This window comes from Microbacterium sp. 22215 (assembly GCF_052045655.1).
GTDB classification, from domain to species: Bacteria; Actinomycetota; Actinomycetes; order Actinomycetales; family Microbacteriaceae; genus Microbacterium; species Microbacterium phyllosphaerae.
The window spans coordinates 17822-38091 of the sequence record NZ_JBQEPC010000014.1 but is presented as its reverse complement, the minus strand read 5'-3'; the positions used below and the strand labels follow the sequence as shown (position 1 = coordinate 38091).

Below are 20270 nucleotides of genomic sequence, written 5' to 3'. Positions count from 1 at the left end.
ACAGGCATGACTGCGCAGGGGGATCCGCATGAGTGAGGGCACACGCCGCCGCCGCGATCCTGAAGCGCGCCGTCTCGAGATCGTCACGGCGGCCGCCGAGCTCATCATCGAGATCGGCGTCGATGCCCTCACCCACCGCAAGGTGGCCGCCCGCGCGGGCGTGCCGCTCGGTGCGACCACGCAGTACTTCGCCACTCTCGACGATCTCCGAGACGCCGCCATCGGCGCGCTCGCGGCCGAGGTCGAGGCCCGCATCGACGAGACCCGGCGCGCCGTCGTGGTCGAGGGCGTGACCCCCGCGGGGCTCGCGAAGCTCGTGCACCAGGGACTCACGGATGCCCGCGCGATCCAGGCCGACCGTGCCGTGGTCACCGCAGCCGTGCACGACCCCCGGGTGCGCGCCTTCGCCCGGCAGTGGTCCGACGAGATCGTCGGGTTCATCGCCCCCGTGCACGGACTCGACAGGGCGAGGGCGGCCGCCGTCTTCATCGACGGCGTACTCTGGCACTCTCAGATCCACGACGAGCCGCTCGACGAAGAGCTCATCCGCGACGCCCTCGCCGGGATCCTCACTCCCTCTCCGGCGTCCCCCTCCGCATCCACCGCCGCTGCATCCGCCTGATCCGACCGAGAGAGAACCCGCCTTGTCGAACCTCGCCGTCCTGAGTCTCAAGAACCGCGCACTGATCGCGCTGATCACGATCGTCGCCGCCGTGTTCGGCGGGCTCGCGCTGACGAACCTCAAGCAGGAGCTCATCCCGTCGCTCGAGCTGCCCAACCTCATGGTCATGACGACGTACCCCGGTGCGTCGCCCGAGGTCGTCGAGAACGACGTCTCGACGCCCATCGAGTCGGCGATCCAGGGCGTTCCGGGGCTCGAGGGCACCACGGCCACCAGCACGACCAACGCCTCGATCGTGCAGGCGACCTTCGCGTACGGCACGAACCTCGCGACCGCCGAGCAGAAGATCCAGCAGGCGATCAACCGCATCTCGGGCCAGCTGCCCGACGACGTCAGCCCTCAGGTGCTGACCGTGTCGATCGACGACTTCCCGGTGATCCAGGTCGCGGTGACCGGCTTCGATGACGCCGAGAACGCGCAGGCCGAACTGCAGAGCGTGGCCATCCCCGAGCTCGAGGACGTCGACGGGGTCAACGCCGCCGAGATCATCGGTGGCGTCGGCCAGCGCATCACGATCACGCCCGACAACGGCAAGCTCGCCGCAGCCGGACAGAGCTCTCAGGCGATCAAGACCGCACTGCAGCAGAACGGCACGCTGTTCCCCGGCGGCGACATCACCGAAGACGGCCAGACGCTCACGGTGCAGACCGGCGCGAAGATCACCTCGGTCGAGGAGATCGCCGCGCTCCCGCTCGTCGGCACGAACGAGACGGTCGGCGACGTCGCCACCGTCGTGCAGGAGGCCGACCCGATCTCGTCGATCTCCCGCGTCGACGGCAAGGACGCCCTCTCGATCTCGATCACCAAGCTGCCGGCCGCCAACACCGTCGAGGTGTCGCAGGGCGTGATCGCCGCGCTCGACACGATCGGAGAGGCCTTCCCCGACGCGACCTTCACGATCGTGTTCGATCAGGCGCCGTTCATCCAGCAGTCGATCGAGACGCTCGCGACCGAGGGGCTGCTCGGCCTCGCCTTCGCCGTGATCGTCATCCTCATCTTCCTGCTGTCGATCCGCTCGACGCTGGTGACCGCCATCTCGATCCCGACGAGCGTGCTCATCACCTTCATCGGCCTGCAGGCGTTCGGGTACTCCCTCAACATCCTCACCCTCGGTGCGCTGACGATCGCGATCGGTCGCGTGGTCGACGACTCGATCGTCGTGATCGAGAACATCAAGCGGCACTACGTCGGCGACGCCGACAAGGGAGACGCGATCCGTCTCGCCGTGCGCGAGGTGGCGATGGCGGTCACCTCGTCGACCATCACCACGGTCGCGGTGTTCCTGCCGATCGTGTTCGTCGGCGACATGGTCGGCGAGCTGTTCCGGCCGTTCGCGATGACGGTGTCGATCGCCATGGTGGCCTCACTGCTCGTGTCGCTGACCATCGTGCCCGTGCTCGCGTACTGGTTCCTCCGACCGGGCAAGCCGCTGCTCGATGAGAACGGCGTGCAGATCGATCCCGAGGACCCGGCGGCTCCGCCGACGCCGCTGCAGCGCGCCTACCGTCCGATCCTCGGGTGGACGCTCAAGCACTCGGGCGTGACCGTGATCCTCGCGGTCGTCGTGCTCGGCGCCACGCTCGCCGCGGCTCCGCTGATGAAGATCAACTTCCTCAGCGATTCGGGTCAGAACACCATGACGGTCACCCAGGACCTCGGCCCGACCGCGAGCCTCGAGACCAAGTCGGAGGCGGCGGTCGCCGTCGAGGACGCGCTGCTCGACATCGACGGCGTCACCACTGTGCAGGCCTCGATCGGATCGAGCGGGTCGGCCCTGCGCGATGCGTTCTCGGGTGGAGCCGGCGTGACCTACTCGGTGCTCACCGACGCCGACGCCGACCAGGAGAAGCTCCGGGCCGATGTGCAGAAGGCGATCGAAGACCTCACCGACGTGGGCGAGGTGTCGGTCGCGGCATCCGCCGGCCTCGGCTCGAGCGACATCGAGATCACGATCACGGCGTCGAACGCCGACGACCTCCAGACCGCCACCACCGCCGTGGTCGATGAGCTCGACGGCCGCGACGGCGTCGGGCAGGTCACCGACAACCTCGCAGCGGCTCTGCCGTACCTCGCGGTGGTCGTCGACCGTGACGCCGCGGCGCAGCGCGGGCTCTCCGAGGTCGCCGTCGGATCCATCGTGTCGAACACGATGCGACCCGAGCAGGTCGGCACCGTCGAGATCGACGACACGGCGCTGACCGTGTACCTCGCGGCGCCGGAGCCGCCGACCACCGCGCAGGCGCTGCGCGAGCTGGCGATCCCGACCGCGGCCGGCGTCGTGCAGCTGCAGGACATCGCCACCGTCGAGGAGCGCAACGGTCCGACCTCGATCACCACCGAGCAGGGGCGCCGCACCGCGACGGTCACCGTGCCGCCGGCATCCGACAACCTCGCCGTGGCGACCCAGTCGGTCACCGACGCTCTCGCAGCCGTCGATCTGCCCGACGGTGCGTCCGCCGAGGTCGGCGGTGTCGCCTCGCAGCAGGCCGACTCGTTCTCGCAGCTCGGCCTCGCGATGCTCGCCGCGATCCTGATCGTGTACGTCGTGATGGTGGCGACGTTCAAGTCGCTGCGTCAGCCGCTGCTGCTGCTCGTGTCGGTGCCGTTCGCGGCGACCGGTGCGATCCTGCTGCAGATCGTCACGGGCGTTCCGCTCGGCGTGGCCTCGCTGATCGGTGTGCTGATGCTCATCGGCATCGTGGTGACGAACGCCATCGTGCTGATCGACCTCGTGAACCAGTACCGCGAGAAGGGGCTGTCGACCATCGACGCCGTGAAGGCCGGCGGCGAGAAGCGTCTGCGGCCGATCCTCATGACGGCCCTCGCGACGATCTTCGCGCTGACGCCGATGGCGCTCGGCATCACCGGACACGGCGGGTTCATCTCGCAGCCGCTCGCGATCGTCGTGATCGGCGGACTCATCTCGTCGACCGTGCTGACGCTGATCGTGCTGCCGACCCTCTACAACCTCGTCGAGGGCGCGAAGGAGCGGCGCCGGGCCCGCAAGGCGGGATCGGGCGACGACGGATCCGCGCCGGTCGACGGGTCTGACCCGTCGGACGGGCCTGCGCCGGCGGACGGGCTGGTGCTCGCCGGAGCGGGTGCGGGTGCCGGTACCGGCGGCGCCGGTTCCGACCTGCCGCACGCGCCGCAGCTGACCCGCCGGGAGCTCCGCGAACGCGGCGACTGACCGCCGCCGCGTTCACAATTCAGCACGGCTGTGCCCGATGCCCGCCCGGAATCGCTTCCCGGGCGGGCATCGGTCGTCTCGTGCGGAGTCGTGTGCGCGGCCGGCGCGGCCGAGTGGCGTCGGGTTCAGTCGAGCGTGATGCCCCACTGCAGCGTCCAGGTCTCGCCGGGGGCGAGGCGACGGATGCCGAGGCCGCTGTTCAGGGCGTCGGCCGGCGCGGTCATGGGTTCGATCGCGACGGCGAGCGACTGTCCCGGGTACTTGTCGGTCGTGTAGACCTGCACGACGTCGAAGCCGGCGCCCTGCCAGAGTGTGAGGCGGCGTCCGTCCGGCGCGGTGAGCGAGTGCCGCACGAGTCCGTCGGCATCGCGATCGAGGTCGGTGAATCCGGTGTCGAGGCTCACGTCACCCAGGCGCACTCCGTCGCGAAGAACGGCATCGGCGGGACGAGTGCCCGTGGGCAGCATCCGCTCGTCCGTGTCGAAGGCGGTGCGGGCCGGCACGGTCAGGACGAGGTCGCGCGGGTCGACATCGCCGATGGTGACGAAGGGGTGGGTGCCGAGCGCGACCGGCGCTGCGGTCGCCGAACGATTGGTCAGCGCGTGGGTGACGTCGATGCCGTCGGCGCGCAGGGCGTAGGTCACGCTCGTCTCGATCAGGTACGGATACCCGGTCTGCGGGAAGATCGTCGCGCTCAGCGTCGTCGCCGAGGCCGACTCCTTGACGTCGTAGGCCGTGAAGCGCAGCAGTCCGTGGCTCGCATTGGCGAACTTCGGCTCGGTGATCGCGAGTTGCCGCGCCGTGCCCTCGTCGTCCCATCGGCCGTCGCGGACCCGGTTGGGCCAGGGCGCGAGCACCACCCCCGAGCACGAGGGCGTCGGGGAGTCCAGCGGGTAGGGCGCGATCAGGTCGACGGAGCCGATGCGAAGGGAGCGGAGCGAAGCGCCGACCTGAGCGATCTGTGCGCTGACGTCGCCGAGCTGGAGGTGCACCTGGATGCCGGTGGGGGATGCGGAGTTCACCCCGCAATCGTATGGGGAGCGATGAGTGCGAAGGGGACTGGGCGGTTTTTCAGGACTGACCGCTACACTTGATGGGTCGGCTTCGGACACCCGCGCAGCGCGCGGACGTTTTTGTAAGAAGTGTGAGTCCAGGGGCCGATGGTGAGCGTCGCTCGACGCTTGATCAACCATCACATGAATGGCCCCGGCCGCTGACAGTCCGGAACCCTGCTCGATCGCATCCGATCGGGCGCAGGGTGCACGCGCGTGTGCGCGGCGCTGTTCTCGTGCGAGAACTCAGAAGGACACACCCATGCCCAAGAACAAGAAGCCCCGCGGCGGACGCCCCGCCGCCAACTTCGAGCCGCGCTACGGCGCGAACAAGACCTCGTTCCACGACCGCCACGCCGGCGGCCGCGACGCAGGTCGCGACACGCGTGATTCCCGCGATGCTCGCGGCGGACGCGCGGATGCCGGCGACCGCCGCACCGCGTCGGCCGGCTTCGACCGTCGCCCCGGCAGTCGCAGCGCCGGTCACCGTGGATACCGTCCGGCCGAAGAGGGCGCTCCCAAGCAGCGCTGGAGCGCGCAGGAGCGTGCGGGTCGCGACGAGTCGCGCGGCATCCGCAACCGTGCAGAGTCGGGTCGCCGCGAGGCGCCGCACAACCGCGACGACCGTCCGCGCTACAACGAGCGCTCCTCGGCGGGCTTCGATCGTCCGCGCTACAACGACCGCGCCGGCCAGCGTCCGACCGGTCCCGGCACCTACCGCGATGAGCGCGGCGGCCAGCGTGACGAGCGTCCGCGCCGTGACGACCGCGGTGCGGGCACGCAGCGCCAGGGCTTCCGCGACAACGATCACCGCGATGGCGGACGTCCGGGCCGTGACGACCGCCGTGACCAGCGCTCCGGTGGCTTCCGCGACGATCGCGGCGGCCAGCGCTTCTCGCGCGACGACCGTCCGCAGCGTGACGACCGCGGCGCGTCCGAGCGTCCGCGCTTCACCCGCGACGACCGTCCTGCCCGCTCGGGCGACCGCTTCGAGCGTCCGCGCTTCGATCGCACAGTATCCGAGCGTCCGCGCTTCGACCGTGACGAGCGTCCTCGTCGCGACGACCGTGGCGCGGGCCCCCGTCGTGATGACCGTGGCGCAGGCCCCCGTCGTGATGACCGTGGCGGCGCCGAGCGTCCTGAGCGCTCCTACGACGCCGACCGCGCGCGTCGTGCCTTCGACCGTGACCGCACTCAGCGTTCGTTCGAGGGTGGCCGCGACGAGCGTTCGCGTCCCTCGACCGGTGGCGCGTACCGCACCGAGCGTCCGCGCCCGCTGACGTCGGACACCCGCGGGCGGCCGGCGCGCAACGAGCGCCCCAGCCGGAACGACTGGAACGCCACGTCGAGCACGGCACCCGCCAAGAAGTTCGAGCCGACGGATGACGTCGTGCACGAGCGCCTCGAGGCCAAGTCCGTCGCTGCTGTCGAGGTCGACGGTGTGACCTTCGGCGACCTCGGTCTCGGATCCAACATCGTCGAAACCCTCGTCGGCATGGGCGCGGCGACGCCGTTCCCGATCCAGGCGGCCAGCATCCCGGCCGTGCTCGAGGGACGCGATGTCCTCGCCCGTGGCCGCACCGGCTCCGGCAAGACCATCGCCTTCGGTGCTCCGCTCGTCGAGCGCGTGCTGCAGTCGCAGGCCGGCAAGCGTCGTGAGTTCGGTCGGTCGCCGCGCGCGATCATCCTCGCCCCGACCCGCGAGCTCGCACTGCAGATCGACCGCACGATCCAGCCGATCGCGCGCAGCGTCGGTCTCTTCACCACGCAGATCTACGGTGGCGTGCCCCAGGGTCGTCAGGTGGGTGCGCTGAAGAAGGGCGTCGACATCGTCATCGGCACGCCCGGTCGCATCGAGGACCTCATCAACCAGGGCAAGCTCGACCTGTCGGACTGCCGCATCGCGGTGCTCGACGAGGCCGACCACATGTGCGAGCTCGGCTTCGTCGAGCCCGTGCAGCGCATCCTGCGTCACACCGCCGACGGCAGCCAGAAGCTGCTCTTCTCGGCGACGCTCGACCGCGAGGTCGCGGCTCTCGTCGACGAGTTCCTCGTCGACCCGGCCGTCTACGAGGTCGCCGGCGAAGACCAGGACTCGAGCACCATCGAGCACCGCGTGCTCGTGATCGAGCACCGTGACAAGGCCGACATCCTCACCTCGCTCGTCGACCGCGAGGGCAAGACGCTCGTCTTCGCCCGCACCCGTGCCTACGCCGACATGCTCGCCGAGCAGTTCGACGACGCCGGCATCCCCGCGGTCTCGCTGCACGGTGACCTCAACCAGGCCAAGCGCACGCGCAACCTCGAGCGTCTGACCTCTGGTCGCGTCAACGTGCTCGTCGCGACGGACGTCGCCGCCCGCGGCATCCACGTCGACGACATCGACCTGGTCGTCCAGGCCGATGCCCCCGACGAGTACAAGACGTACCTGCACCGCTCGGGCCGCACGGGCCGCGCCGGTCGTTCGGGCCGTGTCGTCACGCTGATCACACGTCAGCGTCAGCGTCGCATGACCGAGCTGCTGGAGCGCGCCGAGATCGACGCTCCGTTCGAGAACGCCCGCATCGACGACGACCTGATCGAGGAGATCGCGGGTCGCGTGCCGACCGCGGCAGACCTCACGGCCTGATCCGTCACGCTCGAAGGCCCTGTTCCTGCATCGCGGGGGCGGGGCCTTCGCCGTGCGGGCGGCGGCTCGATTCAGCCGAGCTCGTGCTCGTGGATCGCCGTGGTCAGGGTCGTGCCGTTGAGGTCGAGGTACAGCACCTGCTCGGTGACGGTGAGGATCATGGTGTTGCGGCGCTCAATGAGTGGCGCGGCCGAGTCGATGAAGCCGGCGTCGAAGCTGTAGACGCGGAGGTCCTCGGAGCGGTGGATCCTCTTGTCGGCCCACGGCGCCATGACCTTCGCCGGGTCGCGGTGCGTGTAGACGACCGTGCGCTCGGCGAGCCTGCTGCCGTAGTGCAGACGCTCGGCGTCGGGGGCTCCGATCTCGATCCACGCGGTGGTCTGTCCGGTGAGGTCGCGCACCAGGACGGCCGGTTCGTCGGTCTGCGAGATGCCGCCGCCGAACGTGATGCCCTCGGTGAACTCGAGTCCGTATGCGAGCACGCGGGTCAGCATGTATGCGTTGGTCTCTGAGGGATGCCGTGCGACGCGCAGCGAGAAGTCGTCGTACACGCCACGATCCATGTCGGCCAGCTGGACCTCGAACGTGTGCATTGTGGAGCCGATAGCCATAACGTCCGAGCCTACGCGCCCTGGCCGGGGCGCCGTGACGGTCAGCGCCCGGCGTCGGACCTCGCCCGCGCCTGCTTCAGATCCTGCTCGCCCTCGCGCAGCAGGACGATCCCGATCAGCACGAGTGATGCGCCCAGGGATGCTGCGCCCACCATCGCCAGCGTCGTGCCACCGCCCCCGGGCAGCAGGGTGCCGTAGACAGCGGCGGCGAGACCGGCGAGGAACAACAGGGCGACGTATCCGCGGAACATGCTGTCCAACCTAATGCGGGTGCTCAGCAGGCGAGGGAACGTGCGGTCGTGGTGGCTCAGCTGTCGTCAGACGGCAAGTCGTCCCCCGGCCCAGTCTCAGAACAGCATCGGCTGCGCAGCGGCGGGCGAGGGGGTGAACGCGGGTGCCGGCCGCCCGTGCGGCGCGGACGACCGCATGCCGCGCACGGGGTAGTCGTCTTCGTGCTGCCCGTCGAGGCCGTGCAGTCGGATCAGCGGCCGCGCGCGTTTCGCGAGCCATTGGCGATACCCCTTCGGGGCCTCGGCCGAGACGCCCGGGTAGAGCCCCCGATACGACGAGACGAGGTCGGGGCGGAACTCGCCGAGCCACTGCATGAACCACGGCTTCACGCCGGCCCGCAGGTGTAGAGCGCCATAGATCACGCGATTCGCTCCGGCCTCTTTGATGCGCCGCAGTGCGGTGTCGATCGCTTCGACCGAGTCGGTCATGTGAGGCATGATCGGCATCAGGAACACCGTGACCCGGAACCCGGCGTCTCGCAGCGCGCGCACGGTGTCGAGCCGGGCCTGGGTCGTCGGCGTTCCCGGCTCGATCGCCTTCTGCAGCTCGTCGTCGTACATCGCGATCGACATCTGGATGTCGACGGGCACCCGCTGCGCGGCCTTCACCAGCAGGGGGATGTCGCGCCTGATCAGCGTGCCCTTCGTGAGGATCGACATCGGAGTGCCCGATGCGGCGAGGGCGTCGATGATGCCCGGCATCAGCTTGTAGCGCCCCTCTGCGCGCTGATACGGATCCGTGTTGGTGCCCAGCGCGACGGTCTCGTGCTCCCAGCTGCCCTTGCGCAGCTCCTTCTGCAGCACTTCGACGACGTTGACCTTCACGACGATCTGCGAGTCGAAGTCCGCTCCGCCGTCGAGGTCGAGATACTCGTGCGTTCCACGAGCGAAGCAGTATAGGCAGGCATGGCTGCATCCGCGGTACGGATTGATGGTCCAGGCGAACGGCATGCGCGATGCGCCCGGCACGTGGTTGAGCGCGGACTTCGACAGCACCTCGTGGAACGTCATGCCCGCGAATTCGGGGGTCGTCACCGTGCGGAGGACGTTCGAGCGATCTTCGAGTCCGGGCAGGGCAGAGTCATCGACATCGCCGAGCTTCTGTCCCTGCCACCTCATGACAGATATTCGAACATATGAACGACCCTGAGGTCAACCCGAAGGGTACATGTGTTCTAGTCGACTTAAGGGACAATGGGAGGATGTCCTTCGCGCCGCAGCCTCAGCATGCGGCGCCGCGTTCCCCGATCCATGGCCCCGCGCTGCCCTTCGGGCTCGCGGTAACCGCCGTCGGCATCCTGCTCTCGCTGGCGGGCGCGCCCATCGCCGATGCGGGCCGGGATGAGCTGGCGATGCCGCAGCCGCTCGTGGTGCAGGACGTTCCCGCTGTCGAGGTCGGCGCGACCACGGCGGCAGACCCCTGTTCCGAGCCGAGCGTGCTCGAGGCGATCACGGCCGCCGATGACGCCGCGATCATCGCGGGCTTCGGCGGCGCCGAGAGCTTCCGCGCGGCGGTCATCGCCGGAAACGCACCCTGCGTGGCGCTCGCTGACCCGGCTCACGTGTGGGTCGTCGTGAACAAGGCTCGCCCGCTCGCTCCGATCGATTTCGCCCCGGGGTCGCTCGCCGACATCCCCCTGCAGATGACCACCTCGTCTGGTCAGGCGCGAGCCGATGTCGCGTCTGCGGTGGGCGAGATGGCCGAGGCGGCTGCGGCCGAGGGGGCCGGGCGCATCGGGGCGAACAACGGCTACCGCTCGTACGACCTGCAGGTCGCGACGCACGCCTCGCACGTGCGCAGCAGCGGGCAGGCGCACGCGGACGCGTCGTCGGCACGCGCCGGCCACAGCGAGCATCAGACCGGCCTCGCGATCGATCTCGTGGCGTGCGACTCGCGATGCGGAGCGATCGAGTCGTTCGGCGCCACCGCCCAGGGGGAGTGGATCGCCGCCAACGCCTGGGAGTACGGATTCATCGTGCGCTACGAGCAGGTCGGATCCGGGATCACCGGCTACAAGCCGGAGCCCTGGCATCTGCGCTACCTCGGGCGAGATCTCGCTGCCGCGTATCACCACGGCGGGTACCACACACTCGAGGAGTTCTTCGGGCTCCCGGCGGCTCCCGATTACGCGCACTGACCGCGCATCGAGCACGCAGTGAGCGCGCACTGAACGAGGGCAGGCGCACCCGTCGTCGGCCGCATTGCGGCATCCGACAATCGCGGTACCCAGTCCCACCGATTGTGGGATGCATTCTCACAACGGGCTGTCTTCGTGTCGGTGACCCGGCATAGAATCGCCGGAGCAAAGACGCACGAACGTTCGGGAGGACGCAATGGAACGCGACATCTACGAAGAGGATCACGAGGCATTCCGCGACCTCGTCAAGGACTTCGTCAAGCGCCACGTGAGCAACGAGGCGATCGAGCGGTGGGATGCCGCGGGCGAGATCGACCGCGCGACCATGCTGGCCGCCGGCGAGGCGGGCCTGATCGGGCTCTCCGTCCCCGAGGAGTTCGGCGGCGCGGGGATGCTGCAGGACTATCGCTTCCGCACCATCGTGATGGAAGAGGTCATCGCCTCGGGCGCGGGGTCGCTCGCCGGCGCCTTCGGCATCCAGGACGATCTGGCCGTGCCGTACCTCGTGCACATGGGAACGCAGGAGCAGAAGGAGAAGTGGCTCCCGCGCATGGCGACGGGCGAGGTGCTCGGCGCGCTCGCCATGACCGACCCCGGTGCGGGGTCTGACCTTCGCGGCATCAAGACCAACGCCAAGAAGGTCGACGGCGGGTACATCCTCAACGGCGCGAAGACGTTCATCTCGTCGGGCACGACGGCCGACGTCGTCGTGACCTTCGTCAAGACCGGCGAGGGCAATCGTCCCGACGCGTTCAGCCTGCTGCTCGTCGAGAAGGGCATGGAGGGCTTCGACCAGGGCAAGAAGCTCAGCAAGATGGGCTTCCACGGCTGGGACACGGCTGAGCTCAGCTTCACCGACGTGTTCATCCCCGACGAGAACCTCATCAGCGGCAAAGAGGGTCAGGGGTTCATCCAGCTGATGCTCAACCTGCCGCTCGAGCGTCTCTCGATCGGCGTCGCTGCGGCCGCCGCCGCTCAGGCCGCCCTCGACTGGACCGTCGCCTACACGAAGGACCGCGAGGCGTTCGGCGAGCGCATCGCCGACTTCCAGAACACCCGCTTCCGCCTCGCCGACATGGCGGCCACCACCGACGCGATGTGGGCGTACATCGACCGCGCGCTGCTCGCCTACAAGAACAGCACGCTCACCGCCGAGGATGCCGCGAAGGTCAAGTTCTGGGCGACCGAGCGCGAGTGGGAGGTGCTCGACACGGGCGTGCAGCTGCACGGCGGGTACGGCTACATCATGGAGTACCCGATCGCCCGCGCCTTCACCGATGCCCGGGTGCACCGCATCTACGGCGGCACGAACGAGATCATGCGCGACCTCGTCGGTCGCCAGATCGTCGGCAAGCGCTGACGCATGAGCTGTGAGAAGGGCCCCGGATGCCGGCATCCGGGGCCCTTCTCGCTGTGCCGACAGTAGGATAGGCCTTGCTACTCGAGTAGCATCGATGTATGACACACACCAAAGTCAGTCTGAGCTTGAGTGAAGGTGATGTCGCGTTCCTCGACCTCGAGACGCTGAGCGGCAGGTACGCCTCTCGCTCTGCCGCGGTGCAGGATGCCGTCCGACTTCTGCGCGAGAGCCGGCTCGCCGATGCCTATGCAGAAGCGTTCGCCGAGGGGTACGACGACGCGTGGGATGCCGCTGACGCCGATGGCCTCGCATCCGCATGACTGACTCGTCCATCCCGCTCCTGCGCCGAGGACAGATCGTGCTCGCCTCGTTGGATCCTGCGGTCGGTTCCGAAGCGGGCAAGACCAGGCCCGCCATGCTCGTGAGCAACAATGCGGCGAATGCCGCGGCGATGCGATCACCGCGAGCCACGGTGACTGTGGTGCCGGTCACGTCCAACATCGCACGGGTGTTGCCCTTCCAAGTACTGCTTCCCGCTGACGCGACCGGCCTCGATCACGATTCGAAGGCTCAGGCCGAGCAGGTGCGCACCATCGCCGTCAGTCGGATCGTGCGTCCGGTCGGTTGGGCTCCGGCCGAACTCGTCGCGGCGGTCGATGAAGCCCTTCGCCTGCACCTCTCCCTCTGAGAGACAGCAGGGCGCGAGTCAGGGCCGGTCCTGCGCCGGTCAGCGAGGCAGACGGCCACCGACACCGGCGCGGCGCAGGCGATCGGCGATCAGGATGCCGAGGGCGGTGCCGCCGAGGCAGCTCGCGAGCGTGATCGCGAAGAACGTGATCTGCAGGCTCAGGTCGAACGTGCCGAGGTTGAACGACGTCCAGGCGAGGATCGGGTAGACGACGCCGACGATCGCCGCACCGAGGTAGTGCAACCAGGTTCCCCAGTAGCGCCAGAGGACGAACAGGAACGGCAGTTCGGTGAACGCCGCCCACCAGAGATTGGTGGCCACGCTGCTGAAGCCGTAGCCCGAGAACGGGACGATCACGAGTCCGGCGAGGAGTCCCACCAGCAGGCCGACCAGGGGGCGTCGCAGCAGCCGCAGCGCGATCACCGAGGGCAGCAGCCACAGCCCGGCCAGGCCCACACTGACGAACGGCAGGCCGAGGAACAGGAGCGTCGAGATCCAGTTGGCGGGTGCCAGCAGGATGCCGCCGGCGACGCCGAGCGCGGCACAGGTCAGGAGGATCGCCGTCGGGAATCGGAAGCGCGAGCGTCCGCCGCCGGTGCGTGGTCGATTGTGCATCTCACGAGGCGATGTCGGATGCGTTTCTGACCCCGCACCGGTCGCGGGATGCGGTCCTGGCCCCGCACCGGCCGATGAGACCGTGTGAGGAGATGACTCCGCGTAGGGGTTCCGGCTCACGGCATCCGCCCCGCTCATGCGAGGGGCTCCGTCGCGGCGTCGCGGGCGGCCTTCGATGACGGAGAGGAGGCGCCGATCTTCCAGTAGCCGCAGAAGCTGACGGCGTTCTTGTCGACACCGCGCTCGCCGACGAGGTGCTTGCGGGCGCCCGAGGCGAGCGACTGCTCACCCGCCGCGTACGCGTGGAACGGCGCCTCGGGAAGAGCGAGGTCGCGCAGTCGCGCGAGGGCGAATGAACCCGGCGGGAACTCATGGGGACGCACGAGCCAGACGACGTCGACGCCGGCGGGATGCGGGAATTCCAGCGCATCCTCCTCGGTGGGCACTTCGATGAGCGCGGTGCCCGTGGCGTTCGCAGGCAGAGAGGCGCAGATCGAAGCGATCGCCGGCAGCGCCGTCTCGTCGCCCACGAGCAGGACCCGGTCGGTGCCACGCTGCGGGTTGAAGGTGAGTCCCTCATCGATGATCAGCACGTGCTCGCCGGGCTCGCACGTCTCGGCCCACCGTGACGCGGGGCCGGCCGTGCCGTCGGCCGCCGACCCGTGCAGCACGAAGTCGACGTCGATCTCGGCGCCGGTCTCGGCGTTCGCGGGGCGATGGGCTCGCACGCTGTAGTTGCGCATGACCGGGCGCTCGCCGTCGGGGATGCGGAGGAACCTGAGGTACCCGAACATCTTGTTCGCCTTCGCCGGCACCCGCTCGAGTCCGGCGTCCCCGCCGATCGGCAGGAACAGCCGGAACCACTGGTCGAAGCCCATCGGGCGGAACCTCTCGATCTCGCCTCCGCCGAGCGTGACCCGCATCCAGTGCTCGGAGAGCCGTTCCGTGCGGAGCACGCTGAGGTGGATGAGCTCGGACGACTCGGGCTTGACCAGTTTGCTGAATGCCATGCGGGCGCCTTTCAGGGCAGCTGCCAGGGGAAGAAGACCGCGAAGATCACGGCGGATGCGACGATCGCGGCGACGATGAAGACGGTGTCGCGCACGCGGAACGGCACGAGATGACGTTCGGTGCGTGTGGGGTGGGCGCCGAAGGCGCGGGAGTCCATGGCGAGGGCGACGCGCTCGGCGTGACGGATCGCTCCGGCGAGCAGCGGCACGATGTAGCCCCACCCGCGGGCGATCCGCGCGAACGGTCCGCTGCCACCGTGGTGGCCGCGCACCCGATGTGCGGCGCGGATCACCGACAGCTCGTGCCCGAACCGCGGCACGAATCGGAAGGCCGCGAGCGCCGTGTAGCCGATGCGGTACGGCACCCGCAGCTGCTGCACGCTGGCGCGCACGAGATCGGGGCCGGTGGTCGTGAGTCCGCCGATGAGCGCCAGGGAGATGATCGCGCCGAGACGGAGGGCGGTGGCGAAGCCGATCGCGAGAGCGCCCTGGTACAGCGTCCAGTCGCCGAGCTGCACCGCGGGCGGGGTGTCGCCGACGTGCGCGGCATCGACCCACAGCGAGAACCCGAGACCGATCGCGAGCATGCCCACCGGCAGCGCGAGGAACAGCAGCGCGGCGGAGCGGACAGTGAGTCGCGCCCCCACGACGATCAGCACGAGCGACAGCACCAGGAAGGCGGCGGGGGTCGCGAGGTCGCGCACGAAGATCAGCACCACCATGGCGGGCGCGACGCCCGCGACCTTCGCGAGCGGGTTCAGGGCGTGGAGGAACTGACGCCGAGAGGATGCCACGACCGTCGCGTACGGATCGAACGTCTGCGCGGTCATGCGATCGCACGTCCTGCCGCGGCGAGCACGCGCTGGAGCGCCGGAAGCCGCAGCCCGGCCTCGACGAAGGGCGTCTCATCACGCAACAGCGCCTCGGTGCGCCCGGCGGCGTGCACACGGCCGTCGGCGAGGATCACGGTGTGCGAGGCGTGCTCGGCGACCAGCTGCAGGTCGTGGGTCACGATGAGGATCGTGGTGCCCTCGTCGCGCAGGTCGTGCAGCAGCGCGAGGAGCTCGGATGCGCGGGCGCGGTCCTGCCCGAACGTCGGCTCGTCGAGCGCGAGCACCCGCGGTCGCGTGATCAGTGCCGTGCCGACCGAGAGGCGGCGCTTCTCGCCGCCGGAGAGCAGGAACGGATGCACCTCGGCCTTGGCCTCGAGCCCGAACCGGGTGAGCATCGCATCGACGCGTTCAGTGATCTCGGCATCCGGGATGTGCCGCAGCCGCAGCCCGTGCGCCAGCTCATCGAAGACCGTGTGGGCGATGAACTGGTGCTCGGGGTTCTGGAACACGAAGCCGATGCGGCTCGCAAGCTCCTTGGGTGACGCCGACCCCGGATCGATGCCGTCGACCGTGACCTGCCGCTTCGGTGGCGGAACGACGCCGGCGAGCGCCTGCAGCAGCGTGGTCTTGCCCGCGCCGTTCGTGCCGACGATCGCGGTGAGGGAGCCGGGGGCGATGTCGAGGTCGATGCCGTGCAGGATCTCGGTGCGGTGGCGGCGAACAGTCAGGCCGCGAGCGGTGATGATCGAGGTGCCGGAGCGTTTCGTCTCGTCGCTGCGCTCGTCGCTGCGCTCCTCGCTCAGCGAGCGGCGGCCGCCGTCGGGCGTCGAGCGAGTGCCGTCGTCGGCGCGCTCCTCGGTCGTAGAGAGAGCCGAGCGAGTCGAAACGTGGTGACTCGTGGCTGCGGCCAGCGCCGCGGCGAGCTCGTCCGGCGTGAGGGGCAGCTCGGCGAAGTGCGTACCCGCATCCTGCATCCGCAGTGCGGCCAGGGTCGCGCCCGGCAGCCAGACGCCCATCGCCACGAGGTCGGCGGCGTGCGTGCGGATGATCTCGGCGGGCGGACCGTCGAACGCCACGTGCCCCGCGCGGTCGAGCACGATCGTGCGGGTGAGGAACCCCATCGCCGCGTCGAGGTTATGCTCCACCAGCAGGATGGCGCGGTCGCCCGCGGCGATGACGTCGGTCAGTGCCGCGTAGACGTCGTCGATGCCCTGCGGGTCGAGGTTGGCGGTCGGCTCGTCGAGCACGATCAGGGGTGAGCCCATGGCCAGGGCGCAGGCGATCGCGAGGCGCTGGCGGCCACCGCCCGAGAGCCGGTCGGGGTTCTCGTCGCGTCGCTCCCACAGCGCGACTCGACGCAGTGCGTCTTCGGTGCGCGTGCGCACCTCGTCGAGCGGCAGCAGCAGATTCTCGGGGCCGAACGCCACCTCGTCGTAGACCGTGCCGGTGACGATCTGCGCATCCGGGTCTTGGAACACCATCGCGACGTGCGTGCTCAGCGACGCGGTGGGAGTGTCGGCGGTGTCGAGCCCGCCGGCCTCGACCGACCCCGTCATGGTCGCCGGCACGGCGTGCGGGATGAGTCCGTTGAGCGCGAGCGTCAGGGTCGATTTGCCCGAACCCGACGGACCCAGCAGCAGCACGACCTCGCCGGGACGGATGTCGAAGGTGACGTCGTCGGGGGAGGGGTGCGCGGCATCGGCGTGCGTGATCGAGAGGTCACGCACGCGGAGGAGAGGCGCAGATGAGCGCACGGCATAACCCCGGGTTTCGGCGGATCGGTACAGCTCTAACTTAGCTGAGCCTTACCTGATCCGCATTCGCGGGATCGGGGCGGGATCGGCGCAGGATCGGGGCGGGATGGGCGCCGGATCAGCGCCGGGCGACGCCGGCGCGGCTGAGTGCCGAGCCGATCGCGAGGCCCACGGCGGTCCAGGCGATGGGGCCGAGCACCGAGATCACCAGGTACGCGATCTGCGCCCACAGGGGCAGCACCGCCAGGTGGGCGGCGAAGAACACGACGACCGCCACGATCACACCGATCACGCCGGCGGAGATGAAGAAACGCCAGGCACCCCACGACCGGTAGCGGGTGAGCGCGGCGATGCCCTCCTGGATGGCGCCGAACAGCAGTGCGGTGCCGATGAAGCGCAGCGCCCACGCCGGATTGAACGCGCTCGAGATGAGGGCGGCGATGACGTGCGTGACGAGCGCGACGAGCGGTCGGCGCAGCACCTCCTGCGCGATGATCCCCGGCAGCACGTGCGAGCCGAGCACGAGCCCGTAGAGATAGGGAGTGAGCAGCAGCACACCCGGCGTGATGAGCCCGGCGATCCCCCCGAGGATGCCGGTGGCGACGCCGATCGCGGCGCAGACGAGCAGCACGCGAGTCGTCAGGACGGGGGAGGATGCCACCCTTCCAGCCTACTTGCGCACCGGTCGACGGGATGCGGTCGGTCGCCGTGCAAAAGGCCTCTCCGGCATCCGTTCGTCGCGTGGTCTGCGCCGTTCGTCGCATCCATCCCGAGATGCGCCCGCGGGTCACTCGGATGCTTTCTAGCGTGGGTGAACGCAAAGACGCGCACCCCGAGGAGACCCCCATGACTGCACCTTCGTCGCATCGCCGCGACGGGACCGGCCGCGATCGCACCGGACTCGACGAACCGGTGATCACCACCGACCCCTCTCTTCCCCCCGTCGCCCTGAGCGACGAGCACCATGAGAAGGCGAACCGCTGGACCTGGCCGAAGATCCTCATCTGGTCGGCGATCGCCCTGCTGGGTGCCGTCGCCTGGACGATGCTCGCGATCGTGCGGGGCGAGACCGTGAACGCGATCTGGTTCGTGTTCGCCGCCGTCTGCACGTATCTGATCGGCTACCGGTTCTACTCCAAGGTGATCGAGAAGTACATCACCCGCCCCGACGACCGCCGCGCGACCCCGGCCGAGGTCAAGCAGGACGGCAAGGACTACGTCCCCACCGACCGCCGCGTGCTCTACGGCCACCACTTCGCCGCCATCGCCGGTGCCGGACCGCTCGTCGGCCCGGTGCTCGCCGCGCAGATGGGGTACCTGCCCGGAACGATCTGGATCATCGTCGGCGTCGTGCTCGCCGGCGCTGTGCAGGACTACACGGTGCTCTTCTTCTCCATGCGCCGCGGCGGCCGCACGATCGGCCAGATGGCGCGTCAGGAACTCGGACGCATCGGCGGCACGGCGGCGATCGTCGCCTCGCTGCTCATCATGCTGATCATCGTCGCGATCCTCGCCCTCGTCGTGGTCAACGCTCTCGGGGAGAGCCCCTGGGGCGTGTTCTCGGTCGCGATGACCATCCCGATCGCGATCTTCATGGGCATCTACCTGCGGTTCCTGCGCCCCGGAAAGGTCACCGAGGTCTCGATCATCGGCTTCGTGCTGCTGATGGCCGCGATCATCGGCGGCGGCTGGGTGGCCGGCACCGACTGGGGCCAGGCGATCTTCCACCTCGACCGCACCACGATCGCATGGGGCATCATCATCTACGGTTTCATCGCCGCGGTGCTGCCTGTCTGGCTGCTGCTCGCCCCGCGCGACTACCTGTCGACCTTCATGAAGATCGGCGTGATCGTCATGCTCGCCGGTGCGATCATCCTCGTGCGCCCGGAGATCACGGTTCCCGCGGTCAGCATCTTCGGCGAGAACGGGATGGGACCGGTGTTTGCGGGTCCCCTCTTCCCGTTCCTGTTCGTGACGATCGCGTGCGGCGCGCTGTCGGGGTTCCATGCCCTGATCGCGTCGGGCACCACGCCGAAGCTCATCGAGAAGGAGCGCCAGACGCGCTTCATCGGCTACGGCGGCATGCTCATGGAGTCGTTCGTCGCGATCATGGCGCTCGTCGCCGCGATCTCGATCGACCAGGGCATCTACTTCGCCATGAATGCGCCGACGGCGGCGACAGGGGGCACGGTCGAAGGGGCCGTCGCCTTCGTGAACTCGCTGGGGCTGACGGGGGTGAATCTGACGCCTGAGATACTCACCGGCACAGCGCAGGCCGTCGGCGAGGAGTCGATCGTCTCCCGCACCGGCGGTGCGCCGACGCTGGCCCTGGGTCTCGCGCACATCATGCAGCAGGCCCTCGGCGGGCAGGCGCTCATGGCGTTCTGGTACCACTTCGCGATCATGTTCGAGGCCCTGTTCATCCTCACCGCGGTGGATGCGGGCACCCGCGTCGCCCGCTTCATGCTGCAGGACTCGATCGGCGCCTGGTACCCCAAGTTCCGTGACGTCTCGTGGCGCCCCGGCGTGTGGATCTGCACCGCGATCATGGTGGCCGGCTGGGGAGCGATCCTCATCCTCGGCGTCACCGACCCGCTCGGCGGCATCAACACCTTCTTCCCGCTGTTCGGCATCGCGAACCAGCTGCTCGCGGCGATCGCGCTCGCCGTGGTCATGGCGATCGTGGCCAAGAGAGGACGCAGCTACGTCAAGTGGCTGTGGATCATCGGTCTGCCGCTCGCGTTCACGGCGGTCGTCACGATCACCGCGTCGCTGTACAAGATCGCCTCGCCCGTGCCGGCCATCGGCTACTGGGCGAACCACTTCCGCTACGTCGAGGCCCGCGACAGCGGCGACACCTCGCTCGGAGCGCCCGAGGTGCTCGACGCGGTCATCCGCAACACGGCCGTGCAGGGCACCCTGTCGATCATCTTCGTGACGCTCGCCATCATCGTGATGGTCGCCGCGGTCGTCGTGACGATCAAGGCGATCCGCAACCGGGGCGGCGAGAACACCGAGGAGACTCCGGTCGCCTCCCGGCGGTTCGCCCCGGCCGGGTTCCTGCCGAGCCCCGCCGAGCGCGAGCTCGAGAAGGAGTGGGAGCCGATCCTCGCCGACGAGCGCAAGGCATCGACCCACTGAGATGGCCGACATCGTGAACCGCGCGGATGCCGCGACCACCCTCCTGCGCACGCTTCTCAGCGGCGCGGGACGGGTGGGTCGCGGCATCCGCTGGTACATCACCACCCTGATGGGCGACAGCGCCTACGCGACCTACGTCGCGCATCACCGGCGGCAGCATCCGAATGAGGAGCCGATGACCGAGCGGCAGTTCTGGCGGCAGCGGATGGACGATCAGGATCGGAATCCGGGCGCACGGTGCTGCTGAGGCGCGGTCGTCGCCGACCGCCGAGTGCCT

18 protein-coding genes are annotated in these 20270 nt (G+C 69.2%); 9 read left to right on the top strand and 9 right to left on the bottom strand.

What is annotated here, in order from left to right; translation table 11 throughout:
• Window positions 1–28: 28 nt before the first annotated feature.
• Window positions 29–622, top strand: coding sequence for a TetR/AcrR family transcriptional regulator (locus ACTJKH_RS17410; protein WP_259160594.1), 594 nt, complete (start codon window positions 29–31; stop codon window positions 620–622).
• 22 nt (window positions 623–644) lie between these two features.
• Window positions 645–3872 (top strand): efflux RND transporter permease subunit, encoded by a 3228-nt coding sequence (locus ACTJKH_RS17405; protein WP_440737953.1) that lies wholly within the window; start codon window positions 645–647, stop codon window positions 3870–3872.
• Window positions 3873–3997: 125 nt separating this feature from the next.
• Here ACTJKH_RS17405 and ACTJKH_RS17400 read toward each other — a convergent pair whose 3' ends face one another.
• Complete coding sequence (locus ACTJKH_RS17400; protein ID WP_440737952.1) at window positions 3998–4894, bottom strand: aldose 1-epimerase family protein; 897 nt, start codon at window positions 4892–4894, stop codon at window positions 3998–4000.
• 292 nt (window positions 4895–5186) lie between these two features.
• Between ACTJKH_RS17400 and ACTJKH_RS17395 the strand changes: the two genes are divergently transcribed.
• Complete coding sequence (locus ACTJKH_RS17395; RefSeq protein ID WP_440737951.1) at window positions 5187–7553, top strand: DEAD/DEAH box helicase; 2367 nt, start codon at window positions 5187–5189, stop codon at window positions 7551–7553.
• Between the two features lie 71 nt (window positions 7554–7624).
• Here ACTJKH_RS17395 and ACTJKH_RS17390 read toward each other — a convergent pair whose 3' ends face one another.
• The 3 genes from ACTJKH_RS17390 to ACTJKH_RS17380 all read right to left on the bottom strand — a co-directional run bounded on the left by ACTJKH_RS17390 (window position 7625) and on the right by ACTJKH_RS17380 (window position 9573).
• Complete coding sequence (locus ACTJKH_RS17390) at window positions 7625–8164, bottom strand: YaeQ family protein (RefSeq protein WP_440737950.1); 540 nt, start codon at window positions 8162–8164, stop codon at window positions 7625–7627.
• A 41-nt stretch (window positions 8165–8205) separates the two neighbouring features.
• Complete coding sequence (locus ACTJKH_RS17385) at window positions 8206–8415, bottom strand: hypothetical protein (protein ID WP_210096865.1); 210 nt, start codon at window positions 8413–8415, stop codon at window positions 8206–8208.
• Window positions 8416–8511: 96 nt separating this feature from the next.
• The gene (locus tag ACTJKH_RS17380; protein ID WP_440737949.1) at window positions 8512–9573 is read right to left on the bottom strand and encodes an Rv2578c family radical SAM protein; all 1062 of its coding nucleotides are present in this window, start codon (window positions 9571–9573) and stop codon (window positions 8512–8514) included.
• 83 nt (window positions 9574–9656) lie between these two features.
• Here ACTJKH_RS17380 and ACTJKH_RS17375 point away from each other — a divergent pair, with 83 nt between their 5' ends.
• The 4 genes from ACTJKH_RS17375 (at window position 9657) to ACTJKH_RS17360 (ending at window position 12640) form a co-directional block, all read left to right on the top strand.
• Window positions 9657–10592: a M15 family metallopeptidase gene (locus tag ACTJKH_RS17375; protein ID WP_440737948.1), complete on the top strand. Its 936-nt coding sequence runs from the start codon at window positions 9657–9659 to the stop codon at window positions 10590–10592.
• A gap of 196 nt (window positions 10593–10788) precedes the next feature.
• Window positions 10789–11952 (top strand): acyl-CoA dehydrogenase family protein, encoded by a 1164-nt coding sequence (locus ACTJKH_RS17370; RefSeq protein WP_210096868.1) that lies wholly within the window; start codon window positions 10789–10791, stop codon window positions 11950–11952.
• A gap of 98 nt (window positions 11953–12050) precedes the next feature.
• Window positions 12051–12272 carry a ribbon-helix-helix domain-containing protein gene (locus ACTJKH_RS17365; RefSeq protein ID WP_440737947.1) on the top strand — a complete coding sequence of 74 codons (222 nt, stop codon included), beginning with the start codon at window positions 12051–12053 and terminating at the stop codon, window positions 12270–12272.
• Window positions 12269–12640 carry a type II toxin-antitoxin system PemK/MazF family toxin gene (locus ACTJKH_RS17360; RefSeq protein ID WP_440737946.1) on the top strand — a complete coding sequence of 124 codons (372 nt, stop codon included), beginning with the start codon at window positions 12269–12271 and terminating at the stop codon, window positions 12638–12640. The genes ACTJKH_RS17365 and ACTJKH_RS17360 overlap by 4 nt, the downstream gene beginning before the upstream one ends.
• Window positions 12641–12679: 39 nt before the next feature.
• On the opposite strand, the gene ACTJKH_RS17355 is transcribed toward ACTJKH_RS17360, so the two are convergent.
• The 5 genes from ACTJKH_RS17355 to ACTJKH_RS17335 form a co-directional block, all read right to left on the bottom strand.
• The gene (locus ACTJKH_RS17355) at window positions 12680–13255 is read right to left on the bottom strand and encodes an ECF transporter S component (RefSeq protein WP_440737945.1); all 576 of its coding nucleotides are present in this window, start codon (window positions 13253–13255) and stop codon (window positions 12680–12682) included.
• A gap of 134 nt (window positions 13256–13389) precedes the next feature.
• Entirely contained in the window at window positions 13390–14265 is an 876-nt protein-coding gene (locus ACTJKH_RS17350) for a siderophore-interacting protein (RefSeq protein ID WP_440737944.1), read from the bottom strand.
• An 11-nt stretch (window positions 14266–14276) separates the two neighbouring features.
• Window positions 14277–15095, bottom strand: coding sequence for an energy-coupling factor transporter transmembrane component T (locus ACTJKH_RS17345; RefSeq protein WP_440737943.1), 819 nt, complete (start codon window positions 15093–15095; stop codon window positions 14277–14279).
• Window positions 15092–16852 carry an ABC transporter ATP-binding protein gene (locus tag ACTJKH_RS17340; RefSeq protein WP_440737942.1) on the bottom strand — a complete coding sequence of 587 codons (1761 nt, stop codon included), beginning with the start codon at window positions 16850–16852 and terminating at the stop codon, window positions 15092–15094. The genes ACTJKH_RS17345 and ACTJKH_RS17340 overlap by 4 nt, the downstream gene beginning before the upstream one ends.
• A gap of 118 nt (window positions 16853–16970) precedes the next feature.
• A complete protein-coding gene (locus ACTJKH_RS17335; RefSeq protein WP_440737941.1) occupies window positions 16971–17513 on the bottom strand; it encodes an ECF transporter S component in 543 nt (180 codons plus the stop codon).
• A 185-nt stretch (window positions 17514–17698) separates the two neighbouring features.
• On the opposite strand from ACTJKH_RS17335, the gene ACTJKH_RS17330 reads away from it, so the two are divergent.
• Both ACTJKH_RS17330 and ACTJKH_RS17325 read left to right on the top strand, forming a co-directional pair.
• Window positions 17699–19993, top strand: coding sequence for a carbon starvation CstA family protein (locus tag ACTJKH_RS17330; RefSeq protein WP_440737940.1), 2295 nt, complete (start codon window positions 17699–17701; stop codon window positions 19991–19993).
• Between the two features lies 1 nt (window position 19994).
• Entirely contained in the window at window positions 19995–20240 is a 246-nt protein-coding gene (locus ACTJKH_RS17325) for a YbdD/YjiX family protein (RefSeq protein WP_440737939.1), read from the top strand.
• The last annotated feature ends 30 nt before the right edge of the window (window positions 20241–20270 follow it).

What these genes read in the sequence shown, in the direction of transcription:
- ACTJKH_RS17410 (WP_259160594.1), top strand. Translation starts at nt 29, where the DNA reads ATGAGTGAGGGCACACGCCGCCGCCGCGATCCTGAAGCGCGCCGTCTC.
- ACTJKH_RS17395 (WP_440737951.1), top strand. Translation starts at nt 5,187, where the DNA reads ATGCCCAAGAACAAGAAGCCCCGCGGCGGACGCCCCGCCGCCAACTTC.
- ACTJKH_RS17390 (WP_440737950.1), bottom strand. Translation starts at nt 8,164, where the DNA reads ATGGCTATCGGCTCCACAATGCACACGTTCGAGGTCCAGCTGGCCGAC.
- ACTJKH_RS17385 (WP_210096865.1), bottom strand. Translation starts at nt 8,415, where the DNA reads ATGTTCCGCGGATACGTCGCCCTGTTGTTCCTCGCCGGTCTCGCCGCC.
- ACTJKH_RS17380 (WP_440737949.1), bottom strand. Translation starts at nt 9,573, where the DNA reads ATGAGGTGGCAGGGACAGAAGCTCGGCGATGTCGATGACTCTGCCCTG.
- ACTJKH_RS17375 (WP_440737948.1), top strand. Translation starts at nt 9,657, where the DNA reads ATGTCCTTCGCGCCGCAGCCTCAGCATGCGGCGCCGCGTTCCCCGATC.
- ACTJKH_RS17370 (WP_210096868.1), top strand. Translation starts at nt 10,789, where the DNA reads ATGGAACGCGACATCTACGAAGAGGATCACGAGGCATTCCGCGACCTC.
- ACTJKH_RS17365 (WP_440737947.1), top strand. Translation starts at nt 12,051, where the DNA reads ATGACACACACCAAAGTCAGTCTGAGCTTGAGTGAAGGTGATGTCGCG.
- ACTJKH_RS17360 (WP_440737946.1), top strand. Translation starts at nt 12,269, where the DNA reads ATGACTGACTCGTCCATCCCGCTCCTGCGCCGAGGACAGATCGTGCTC.
- ACTJKH_RS17355 (WP_440737945.1), bottom strand. Translation starts at nt 13,255, where the DNA reads ATGCACAATCGACCACGCACCGGCGGCGGACGCTCGCGCTTCCGATTC.
- ACTJKH_RS17350 (WP_440737944.1), bottom strand. Translation starts at nt 14,265, where the DNA reads ATGGCATTCAGCAAACTGGTCAAGCCCGAGTCGTCCGAGCTCATCCAC.
- ACTJKH_RS17345 (WP_440737943.1), bottom strand. Translation starts at nt 15,095, where the DNA reads ATGACCGCGCAGACGTTCGATCCGTACGCGACGGTCGTGGCATCCTCT.
- ACTJKH_RS17330 (WP_440737940.1), top strand. Translation starts at nt 17,699, where the DNA reads ATGACTGCACCTTCGTCGCATCGCCGCGACGGGACCGGCCGCGATCGC.
- ACTJKH_RS17325 (WP_440737939.1), top strand. Translation starts at nt 19,995, where the DNA reads ATGGCCGACATCGTGAACCGCGCGGATGCCGCGACCACCCTCCTGCGC.